Genomic DNA, 8,913 nt, shown 5'->3' with positions numbered 1-8,913 from the left:
CCCGGCCGATCCGGCCGCAACCTCGGCGGTACTGATGCGGGCGCTGGGACTGGTCGGCACGCCCTACCGCTACGGCGGCAACACGCCCGAATCGGGCTTCGACTGCAGCGGCCTGGTCACCTATGTCTATCGCGACATGCTGGCATTGAACCTGCCGCGCACGTCCCGGGAACTGGCCGCCATCCAGGGACCGAAGATCGATCCGCGGCAACTGGCCAATGGCGATCTGGTGTTCTTCGGCGACCGCGGCAACGTCTGGCATGTGGGCATCTATGTCGGTGAAGGCCGGTTCGTGCATGCCCCCAGCACCGGCGGCACGGTACGGCTGGACTCCCTGGAGGGCCCATACTGGCGGGACCACTACAGCGGCGCGAAGCGGGTTCTACACTGAATATGAACAAATTCAACATCTGTAAAACGAAAATTTAACGGAATTTGTACCAAAAGCATCCTCAGGCAGGGCATGATCGCCCATCGATTTTTTATGTGACTGCCGCGTGACGAATAAAAACACGTCCTACTCGAGCCAGCCCAAGTACTCGAATCCACTGCTCCGCCGGCTGTTTTGCGCCGCGGCACTGGCCCTGACCTCGCTTCCCGCCCTCGCCCAGAGCGCTGCCGAAGCAGAACCCGCCGCCGCCAAGCCGGCCGCGAAGAACGAAACCCCGCGCAGCAAGGCCGATGCTGCGGCTACGGCGACACTGGCGGCCCTGCTGCCCCACCTGGCCGCCAACGACACCATTCCGCTGATGGACCGCTCGGCGATGTTCGCCGGCGACCTGAGCCGCCTGCTTTCCACTTATGACGCCTCCAAGAGTGTCGCCACCGCCACCGATGCCGCGTTGGCCCGCGACGAGGACGGCAAGGTCCAGTCGATCCTGCGCCGCGCGATGACCCTGCTGGGCACGCCCTACCGCTGGGGTGGCACCTCGCCGGACGCCGGCTTCGATTGCAGTGGACTGGTCGGCTATGTCTTCCGCACCGCGCTGGGCATCGAGCTGCCGCGCGTGTCACGTGAAATGGCCAGCCAGGCCAGTTCGGAAATGATCAAGGACCGCGCCGCCCTGGTTGCCGGCGACCTGGTGTTCTTCGGCCGCAAGGGCCGGATCGACCACGTCGGCATCTATGTCGGTGAAGGCCGTTTTCTGCACGCCCCCAGCACCGGCAAGGACGTACGGACCGATTCGCTGCTCACCGGTTACTGGAGCGGCAAGTTCATGCAGGCACGCCGCGTCGAACTGTAAGCCGTTCCAGCCACATCTTCTGAAGGCCGCAGCTCACCCTGCGGCTTTTTTTTGAAAAAAAAGTGAATGCGCAGCCGGTAGAAATAAATGCGCGACATGCAATTCACCGCGCCTATTCAGGCCTGCAATGTGATTGCGCCTGTTTTCAGGTGGGGTATAAGGTGGGCCTGAGAAGCAAGGTGACCACGCATGGCTGCAACACCTGTCTCTACCCCAAAACGCTGCGTGATCTGGTTCGGACATCCGGGGATGCGTGAACGGATGGCACTGGCTGCCGATGGCTGGCAGATCCGCGAGGTACTGCCCCAGCAACCTGCGAACATCGGCATGCGCGGCGGCGACACGCTTGTCGGCCTGATCGATTTCCGCAAGACAACGGCGTCAGAGCTGGAACGCATCGAGAAAATCACCAGCGAACACCGGCACATGCCGCTGTTGGCCATCACTTCCGGCATTCCCGGCAGCGAACCTTGCACCGCCCGGTTGCTGGCCGCCTGCCAACGGCACTTCCCGCATCCACCGGACCTGAAGGAGCTGGTCCAGCACCTGCAGATCCTGGGTAACAGCCCCGTCTCCCAGAGTGCTGAAAACGTGCTGGACAGCCTGCTGGGCGAAAGCACCTCGATGCTGGCCATGCGCGCGACCTTGCGCAAATTCGCGCCAGTCAACCTGCCGGTGCTGATCACCGGCGAAACCGGTACCGGCAAAGAGGTGGCCGCGCATGCGCTGCACCGTCTGTCCGAACGCAGCGATAGACCCTTCAATGCGATCAATTGCGGCGCCATTCCCGCCACGCTGGTGCAATCGGAACTGTTCGGCCACGAGCGTGGCGCGTTCACCGGTGCCACCTCGCGCCGTCAGGGGCTGTTTGAAACCGCACACACCGGTACCGTGTTCCTTGATGAAGTGGGCGACCTGCCGCTGGACGCCCAGACCAGTCTGTTGCGGGTGCTGCAGGAGGGCACCATCGAGCGGGTCGGCAGCAACCAGCCCATCAACGTCGACGTCCGTATCCTGGCGGCCACCCACGTGGATCTGGAGCAGGCGGTGGCGCGCGGCCAATTCCGCAGCGATCTGTACTACCGCCTCAATGTCCTGCGCCTGGTCATCCCTCCCTTGCGAAAGCGCGAAGGCGATATCGAATTGCTCGCCGGGCACTTCCTGCAAGCCTTCCGCGCGCGGCATCCGATCCGTGCGCGCGGCTACACCGCTGCCGCCCGCCATGCGATGGCCCATTTCAGCTGGCCAGGCAACGTACGCGAACTGCTCAACCGCGTGCAGCGTGCCGCGATCACCGCCGAGGGCGAGCTGATCAGCTGTGCCGACCTGGAACTCACCGCCACGGGTGCCGAAGCGGAGGGGGCGCAACTGGATCTGGCCCGCGCCGCGGCCGAACGGGACACGCTGCTGTCCTGCCTCGAGCAGAGCCGCTACAACGTCAGTGCCTGCGCGAGACTGATGAAGGTCTCGCGGGTCACCATCTACCGTCTGTGCCGCAAACACCAGCTGCCGCTGGAAACGATGCGCTGATGCCGTCGGTTACAACATGTAAGGGACTTTGAAGGCCAGGCTGAAGTCCGGTGCATCCGGGGTCAGGCCGATCCCCAGGATGCTGACGAACGTCGCATGCGGGGTGAGCGCGTAGGTGACCCCCAGATTCAAGGTTCCGGCGTTGGCGTCACTGCCGATGACTTTCACCCATTGACCGCCCTTGAACCGCGTCGAGGCACGCGCGCTCATGCGATCACTGAAGGAAATACTCAGACTGGTACGTTCGTTGAAGGCGAATGCGACACCCGCGCCGAAGTAATAGGAGCCGCCCAGCTTCACATCGCCCGGGTTGACCGTATCGGGGTTTCCGTCGATGTCGTCGAAGCCGCGCTCGAAGGAGTGGATGTAGCCGATGTTGCCGAACAGGATCGCCGGATCAGCCGTCTTCACCGCCGATAGACCCACGTTGGCCTGCCACACACCGTTGCCGGTAGGCTGCTGCGCAGGTACCGCGAAGCGGATGAAGTCATCATCGTCGCGCTCCAGCACCTTCCAGTCCAGGCCATAGGGTTCACGGCCGGTGGGGGCGGTGACGCCCACACTCAATACGGTTTCCGGACGCCGCCGGCCTTCCGGGAACAGCTTGTAATTGGCACTGACGGTCACGTCGCCGATGCCATCGCCATGGGTTTCTTCCTGCGCGATCGCTCCAGCCGAGCCGCCCGCACCGCCCTTCTGGTAGATGGTTTTACGCGCGATGTAGGGCACATCCAGATTCAGCGTGAGCTTGGGATTGACCCCCCAGCGCGCGGCGAAATTGTAGGTCAGCGAATCGGACTCGACATTCTCGATCGCGATATTGCCCAGGAAAATCGCATCCAGCGCGAGGAAGCCGTTCAAGGTCAGCTGTTTGCGGTCATAGCGTGCGTAGGTGAGGCTGTTTTCCAGCGTCAGCTTCTGGTTGAACAACGCCGACTGCTGCTGTTTGACGTCATTGACACTGCGCCGGGCCGCGTCTTTGGCGGCCTGCGCTTCGGCCGCCGAACTGGCATACCCCTCGGTCGGTGCAGAAGCGCCGGCGACCGGCGCAGCGTCGGTTGCTGGCGCCGCGGGTGCCGTCATGCCGCCCGCCTTGCCGCTGATCCGCGCCTGCATCGCCTGCACCTGCATATCCAGCTCACGCAGCCTGCGCACCTCCTGGGCATAACTGGCCTTCAGTGCTTCAAGCTGACCCATCAGGCTTTCAGATCGGCCTCGTTGCTGGCCTTGGGCGCGTCCTGCGCGCCAGCTCCGTCGAGCCTAGTGCAAGCCCCCCCACCAGCGCCGCCATCGCCAGTCGTTTCATCGGTGAACTCCCTTGCCTGGAAAGGTTTTCGGTTGCCAGCGTCGATCACGCTGGAAGTGGAATCACGGGCCAAATGCACCGGCGCCGTTCAAACCGCGGGCCAGCGTGATGGCCTGCGCGACGTTCTGGGTGAGCGGCACGTTGTCGGCCAACGCGCTTCTGACCAGATCGATCTGCAGCCGGTTGCCCGCCAGTTGCCCATCCCCCATCAACTGGATGGTCTGGCCGACACTGCCGCTGCGCACCCACTGCTCCACCGCACCCAGCCCGTCGACCTGCAGCAGCAACTTGGCCGCATTGCCATCGAACTGCACCTGCGCGGTCGCATTGCCGTTCTGCGCGATCGCACTGGTATTGATCACGCCCGAGCCATCCGGCGCGGTGGTGCCGTTGCGGACATTGAGGTGGGTGACATTGCTGGCGCGGTTGCCGTCGCCGGCCACCTGAATGCTCTGGGTAAGACCAGCGACATTCTGCAGTCCGCTCGCATCGATACTGCGACCACTGGTATCCGGCAACGGTGCGTTGGCATCGGTGATGCTCACCGTGGGGGTGAAGCTGACTTTCGGAGTGTTGCCCTTGGTGAAATCCATACCCAGCCTCATCGCCCCTTGCAGGGTCTGGCCGGTCTGCGTCTGCCAGGTGGATATCATCGTCACGCCGAACCAGGCCACCGCATTGCCTCCAACCGTGTAACGGCCGCGCATCAGACCCAGCTCCGCATCCGGAACCTCCTGCAGGCCTTTGCCGGCAACGCTTTTGGATTCAGCCGCATGGGCGGATGTCGCAAGCATCAGCGCCAGGCCCACACAGCATGGATTGCAAATTTTCATGAACCTACTCCTTCAAAACAGGTCGGCATGGGTGAAGCCGAAATCCACCAGTTCGGCATCGGTGATCGGCTTTCCCTGTCGCGCGTAAAGCGCGCGCGCGCTCGCCTTCTCACTGGGGAGCAACAGCACCGTGTTGCGGTCAAAGTCACTACCAACCACCACGAACACCGTCCGCGAAGGCCATGCCTCCAGGAAGTCGGCCACCGGCACCACCCGGTTGCCGAGGATCGGATCGCCGATTTCCACCATGTCGCCCAGCACCTGCTTGAGCACCACGAAATGGCGGAAACCCCGCACATCCATCAGCACCAGACTGGGCACGCGCAAGGTGCGCAGCCGCTCCTCGCTGACCCGGTAACCGCGCCCCCGCATTCCCAGGGACTCCACGTAACGCTTCACGTCCAGCATCGAAAAACCGCGCTGCTGCACCAGTTCCGGATCGGAGACTCCCATCATTCCTTCGATCACCGTCGCCTCATCGGCGTCCAGGTGATAGGCGTACTTGAGAATGGTCGCCAACGCGGCTGCACCGCAGCTGTAATCGGTGTGTTGCCGTACCAGATAACGGAAGCGGCGCTCCTTCATGCTCTCGATGGATTGGGTATACAGCGCGCCATTGGGCAGGACGCCACTGAACCCCACCTCGCCGGCACGTACCGGCGTGACATGCAGCAGCAGGGCAAACAACAGAACGACTGTCGTGCGGATCATGCCGGTACCGTCTCCATGGCAGGAAGGAGCCCCTGCCCCAAGGGGGAGGAGGGACAGGGGCTCCCGGGGTAGCCCGGCCATTGGCGGATGGCCGGGTTTGTTGCTCTCACCATCTACTACCGGCGAACCGGACAGGGTTACTCGCCGCCGGGATTGCCACCACCGCCACCACCACCGCCGGTCGACGGTTGCGCCACGGCCAGAGCGAGGCTGTTGGCCTGCAGGTTGCCGGTACCTGCCGACACGTTCACGCCGATGTTGCCCGACGCACTGGAGAACGCACTGCCGGACAGGGCTGCCGTATTGGTGGCATTGACCGCGACCGTGTACGAGTTGTTCACGGTGCCGCTCAGGTTGGCGTACAGGTACGCCGCGCCCAGCTCGAGGAAGCCCAGCTCGCCTTCTTCTTCCGTATCGAAGGCGATGCCGCCCACGCCCGGACGGTTCGGGTTTGCAGTGGCGTTCTGGATGGCGTTGTCGAGGTCGATATGACCGGTATCGTTGCCATCCGGATGCGGCAATGCGCCATCCCACGTATCCAGATAGTAGTTGTCTTTCTGATACGCCGAGCCGGTGCCGCTATAGGAACCGCCACCGACCGCGACCGTCATACCCGCGACCGGGCCGGACAGGCTGACCTGGGTGGTATTGGTGCGTTCCTCCTCATAACCGGCGTTGCTGACGCTGTTGCCCATCGACACCTGGTTGGAGCTGATGGTGGACTGCGCGTAACGGCTGGTCGCCACCGAGGCGGCGAGCGCGTTCTTCTGCTCGTTGTTGTTGCCGGAGGTGACGTTCACGCCGATGTTGCCGCTGGCGCCACTGAACGCGTTGCCGCCAACGCCGGCATTGTTGATCACACCGTAGTTCATGGTCTCGTTGTTGGCACCATTCTGGTGGACAAAGACCTCCGCATCGGCCATGCCGAATGCGAACGAGGCGTCGGCCGCCGACAGCGAGGCCGCGTTGTCCTGGGTGTTGTTGTCGCCGGCGGCAACGTTGAAGCCCAGGTTGCCCGAGGCATCCATCGCGACATCGTCGGCGATGGTGGCATCGTTGGTCAGCAGGGTGTTCTCACCCGAGTTGTTGGTCACCGACTGGCGGTTGTCGATCAATGCGATGGCGGCCGAGTCGATATAGATATCGCCCCAGATTTCCGGATCGCCCCAGAATTCGATGTCGGAGCTCAGACTGATGTCCTTGTCCAGACTCACCTCGACGTTGTGGCTGTTCCGATCGCCACGAGGATAGTCGTTGTTGTTGCGGTCGCTCTGCGCGAAAGCCGCAGCACTGCTGGTCAGTGCTGCAACTGCCATGGCGAGTACCGTCCATTTCATATTCGCTTTCATGGTGCCCTCTTCTTCTGGTTCTGCAACGGGTGGGTGGAACCTTGCTTCACGGAGTCGGCTGCACGGAAATACTCAATTGGTTTTCCGTGGCATTGCTCGATCCCGCGATCTGATTGAGTTGCAGCACACCCTCGAACCCACGCAGTGCGGAGGCTTCCACTCCGACCTTGCGGGTTCCCGGGGACGCCAGTCCGCCGGCGGTACCCTGCCCCCCTGCCGACGCGAACGAGCCTGCCGAAGCCATCGCTTCATTGGTCGTTTCGCGTATGCCCTGGTCGGCCAAGACAGCAACTACGGAGTTGAGTTCCGTATTGCCGCTGCCACTGGCCTGATTGATCGAGGCAATCCCGTTCGCGCCAACCAGCGCCTGGCCACCCAGGGTGGCGCTGGCGTGCAGTGGCATGTCGAACTGGTTGCCCCGTTGTTTCTGGATGGCGCTGACGCTCGCCAAGGCGGTCTTGCCTATCGCCATGCTGTGCAGATTGGCTTGCAGATTGAGATCGCCTGCGGCCATGTTGACCGCGACCGCGCCGCTGCTGCCGGACAGCACATTGCCGTCGATGCGGCTGTTGGCAGATACGTCAGCATTCCGGCATAGTCATCCTGGGACTGCGCCTGCGCCTGGGCGGCCAACCCCAGCGATGCACCCGCCAACAGCAGAAATCCGAGTCGGTTCATGGTCATCGCTCTCACTTGCCGCCCGGACCACTGCCGGCCGGCTGACCCAGCGGGAACTGCGCAAATGCACTGCGCACCTGGTCACCAATGCCGCGCGTGGCACCGCTGACAGCCCCCATCGGCCCACCGATGGCCTGGCCAAGCTGATTGCCGGAAAGCACGCCGCCGTCACCGGTCGCCCGTCCGAGCGTGCCGGTCACCGCCGTCGCGCTTACCCGTTCCACCGTGGTCTGGTGCGGCGCTGCCTGGGTCAGGCCCGAGCCCATCGCCGCATATTCATCATCGGAAAGCTCATCCATCCCGATGGAGACGCCCAGGGCGGTTCCCACTTCACGCTTCGGCGAGGGTTCGGCGATCAGCGCCATCCCCGGCGGCGCGGGGCGATAGGCCATCCGTGCGGAGACATCCCGCAGCAGCACCATTTCGCCGGGCTGTGCCTTGACCCCCTGGCGGGCGCCCGAGGCCATGACGGTTACCGGCATGGCGACCAGCAAGGCGAAAGCGGCGATGCACTGATAGCGATGTACGTTGCTGTCCATTTCCTCGTCCACATCTCATCTGCGGACAGGACTACGCAGCAACCGTGCCAACTTTATTTAGGCAATAAAAACAGCAACTTGCGGAGAATCGGGCAAACGGGAAACTTACCTTCCTGTAACACCGTTTTCAGCTTCAGGCGCCGGTTCGACGATCATTCAGGCGCGCGATGGCGGCAGGACGCGGGCTTGAGGGGTGTATCAGGAGTGATACACCGTTGTGCTACACCCTGTTACATCCCAATCCGCCTGCGCAGGCAGCCAGGGAGAGGCCGGGCGTAGAACCGCCCGCTACATGTGGCACCTGGGCGGCCTCCCGCGCACGGATCGTATGTCCGCGTCATGTCCGAGCACCTCCCCCCGCCATCGCGCCAGCCGGCTACCGGCCAGCGACACGAAAACACGCCATGCAACATCGGTTGCTGATCTGATAGCCGCGGCAACATAACGGCGCTATGGGCTTGTTGCCGGGACGGCGGAGCTCGGGCAGCAATGCCTGCAGCGTCACACCGGGGACGTCATTGCGCACATCGGGCGGCAGCGCGCCCCCGCAATGACACAGGCGCATCCCTTCTCCTCGCCGTTTCAAGGTGAGCCGGCTGCTGGTGCCACTGCCCGGCACCGCGCCTGCCACTTGCCCTGGGAACCCATCCGGTCCGGTGGCGGCGATGGCCCGAAGCCCAGCCGGAGGTGCTACGCCGCCCGGCTCCGGCGCTGGACGATCAG

At 63.5% G+C, this 8,913-nt stretch carries 8 protein-coding genes and 1 pseudogene; 3 read left to right on the top strand and 6 right to left on the bottom strand.

The features are described 5' to 3' along the window. The 3 genes from JCM9942_RS06790 to JCM9942_RS06780 all read left to right on the top strand — a co-directional run. A partial coding sequence (locus JCM9942_RS06790; RefSeq protein WP_054658637.1) for a C40 family peptidase occupies positions 1–391 on the top strand: 391 nt, incomplete at its 5' end. Between the two features lie 106 nt (positions 392–497). Beyond that, on the top strand, positions 498–1,244 hold the full coding sequence (locus JCM9942_RS06785) for a C40 family peptidase (protein WP_083468449.1): 747 nt from the start codon (positions 498–500) through the stop codon (positions 1,242–1,244). Between the two features lie 189 nt (positions 1,245–1,433). Further along, the gene (locus JCM9942_RS06780; protein ID WP_054658635.1) at positions 1,434–2,774 is read left to right on the top strand and encodes a sigma-54 interaction domain-containing protein; all 1,341 of its coding nucleotides are present in this window, start codon (positions 1,434–1,436) and stop codon (positions 2,772–2,774) included. Positions 2,775–2,783: 9 nt separating this feature from the next. Here the strand turns inward: JCM9942_RS06780 and JCM9942_RS06775 are convergent. From JCM9942_RS06775 to JCM9942_RS06750, 6 genes and pseudogenes are all read right to left on the bottom strand, one after another. Further along, a pseudogene (locus JCM9942_RS06775) lies at positions 2,784–3,980 on the bottom strand (transporter); the annotation flags it as partial. Between the two features lie 162 nt (positions 3,981–4,142). Then, the gene (locus JCM9942_RS06770; protein WP_054658633.1) at positions 4,143–4,913 is read right to left on the bottom strand and encodes a hypothetical protein; all 771 of its coding nucleotides are present in this window, start codon (positions 4,911–4,913) and stop codon (positions 4,143–4,145) included. A gap of 12 nt (positions 4,914–4,925) precedes the next feature. Further along, positions 4,926–5,624, bottom strand: coding sequence for a C39 family peptidase (locus JCM9942_RS06765; RefSeq protein ID WP_054658631.1), 699 nt, complete (start codon positions 5,622–5,624; stop codon positions 4,926–4,928). Between the two features lie 137 nt (positions 5,625–5,761). Further along, the gene (locus JCM9942_RS06760; protein WP_054658629.1) at positions 5,762–6,973 is read right to left on the bottom strand and encodes a hypothetical protein; all 1,212 of its coding nucleotides are present in this window, start codon (positions 6,971–6,973) and stop codon (positions 5,762–5,764) included. 46 nt (positions 6,974–7,019) lie between these two features. Beyond that, on the bottom strand, positions 7,020–7,523 hold the full coding sequence (locus JCM9942_RS06755) for a hypothetical protein (protein ID WP_425478318.1): 504 nt from the start codon (positions 7,521–7,523) through the stop codon (positions 7,020–7,022). A gap of 139 nt (positions 7,524–7,662) precedes the next feature. Next, complete coding sequence (locus JCM9942_RS06750; protein ID WP_054658639.1) at positions 7,663–8,190, bottom strand: hypothetical protein; 528 nt, start codon at positions 8,188–8,190, stop codon at positions 7,663–7,665. Between the last annotated feature and the right edge of the window lie 723 nt (positions 8,191–8,913).

The organism is Stenotrophomonas pictorum JCM 9942, assembly GCF_001310775.1.
Lineage (GTDB): Bacteria > Pseudomonadota > Gammaproteobacteria > Xanthomonadales > Xanthomonadaceae > Stenotrophomonas > Stenotrophomonas pictorum.
This window is presented reverse-complemented; position numbering and strand designations above follow the sequence as displayed.

What these genes read in the sequence shown, in the direction of transcription:
- JCM9942_RS06780 (WP_054658635.1), top strand. Translation starts at nt 1,434, where the DNA reads ATGGCTGCAACACCTGTCTCTACCCCAAAACGCTGCGTGATCTGGTTC.
- JCM9942_RS06770 (WP_054658633.1), bottom strand. Translation starts at nt 4,913, where the DNA reads ATGAAAATTTGCAATCCATGCTGTGTGGGCCTGGCGCTGATGCTTGCG.
- JCM9942_RS06765 (WP_054658631.1), bottom strand. Translation starts at nt 5,624, where the DNA reads ATGATCCGCACGACAGTCGTTCTGTTGTTTGCCCTGCTGCTGCATGTC.
- JCM9942_RS06760 (WP_054658629.1), bottom strand. Translation starts at nt 6,973, where the DNA reads ATGAAAGCGAATATGAAATGGACGGTACTCGCCATGGCAGTTGCAGCA.
- JCM9942_RS06750 (WP_054658639.1), bottom strand. Translation starts at nt 8,190, where the DNA reads ATGGACAGCAACGTACATCGCTATCAGTGCATCGCCGCTTTCGCCTTG.